The sequence below is a fragment of the Paenarthrobacter sp. PAE-2 genome, assembly GCF_026013155.1.
Lineage (GTDB): Bacteria > Actinomycetota > Actinomycetes > Actinomycetales > Micrococcaceae > Arthrobacter > Arthrobacter ureafaciens.
This window is the reverse complement of record NZ_JAPDNV010000093.1, coordinates 1-1532: the sequence shown is the minus strand read 5'-3', so window position 1 is coordinate 1532 and position 1532 is coordinate 1. Positions and strand designations below refer to the sequence as shown.

1 protein-coding gene is annotated in these 1532 nt (G+C 59.6%); it reads left to right on the top strand.

From position 1 onward, the window contains the following. Window positions 1–151 precede the first annotated feature (151 nt). Window positions 152–1471: a DDE-type integrase/transposase/recombinase gene (locus OCL88_RS21005; RefSeq protein ID WP_264963835.1), complete on the top strand. Its 1320-nt coding sequence runs from the start codon at window positions 152–154 to the stop codon at window positions 1469–1471. The last annotated feature ends 61 nt before the right edge of the window (window positions 1472–1532 follow it).

Genomic DNA, 1532 nt, shown 5'->3' with positions numbered 1-1532 from the left:
CATCACCCCGCTCACCGCAGCCTAACCCGCCCCTACTTTCGTATTAGGTCGCATTAGTGCGCGTTTTGAACGTTCAAAACGCGTGTGGAGTCTCATGACTTAATGGACAGTTCTGTCTCATGACTTCGTAGACACTCTGTCTCATGACATCGTGGACACTTTGCTGGCGGGTTTGCTGCTGTTCATGAGTAAATCCCAGCCGGATATCAGGATCCGGCATGCTGTCGCGACGTGGCCCGAGGATTCGCCCAGGGGCGCGGTCACGGCTTTTTGCAGGAAGCACAATGTCTCCCGGGCGTGGTTTTACCGGGTCCGGGCAGCGGCTTCGGAAGTGGGACCGGTGAAGGCGTTGGAGAAAAGGCCCACGCTTCCGAAGACCATGCCCACTGTCACGGCTCCGGTCATGACCGAACTGCTGCTCGGAACCCGTGCAGAACTTCAGGAGAGCGGGTTTGATTACGGCCCGCTCTCCGTTATCGCGAAGCTCGTAAGGCAGGGCTTCAAGCCGCCCTCGCGTGCCACTGTGGCCAGGATCTTTGTCAGGGCAGGTGTCGTGGTGCCCGAGCCCAGAAAGAAACCACGAAGCGCGTACAAAAGGTTCGTCTATCCCCAGCCGAACGCCTGTTGGCAGATCGACTCGACCGAATGGCAACTCGCCGGCGGACAGAAGGTAGCGATCTTCCAGCTCGTCGACGATCATTCACGTCTGGCACTGGCGTCCCTGGTCGCCACCGGGGAAACCAGCGCCGCTGCGATCGCCGTCGTCACGCAAGCGATCGAACGCCACGGGACACCGCAACGATTCCTCTCCGACAACGGTGCGGCACTGAATCCCACACGCCGCGGCCGCACCGGTGCGCTTGTGGAGTTCCTCAAAGCCAAAGGCATCGAACCGATCACAGGCAAACCCTACAAACCGACCACCCAAGGTAAGAACGAACGGTTCCACCTGACCCTGCACCGCTACCTGCACCGGCAACCACCGGCAACCTCTATGGCCGCCCTCCAGTCACAGGTGGACGCTTTCGATCTCTACTACAACAACGAACGCGAACACCAAGGCCTGCCCAAGGCAATGACACCCCGTGAAGCCTGGAACGCCACCCCCAAGACGCCCCCGCCACCGGCCCCTGAACCGCTTGCGCCCCGGCCGGACAGGCGAAGCGCGCAACGGACAGTGAACAGAAACGGGTCCGTGACGATCCTGGGCACCCATTTCAAAATGGGCAAGGAACATACCGGCACCACCGTACACATCCTCTACGACGACACCACCATCATGTTCTTCGGAGCCCAAGGCACCGAGATCATCACGCACCCCAGACCACCACAAGGAACCACCTACGTCGGCAACGGCAAACCCACAGGAGTCGCAGCCGACCCCCGAGGCACACGCACCAAACGAACCATCTACCCACAGCTCAAAAACCGGAACCCCACACCATCGAACGAACTGTCCACAAAGCCATGAGACATCAAGTGTCTACGAAGTCATGAGACATGAAGTGTCTACAAGGTCCTGAGACATGACA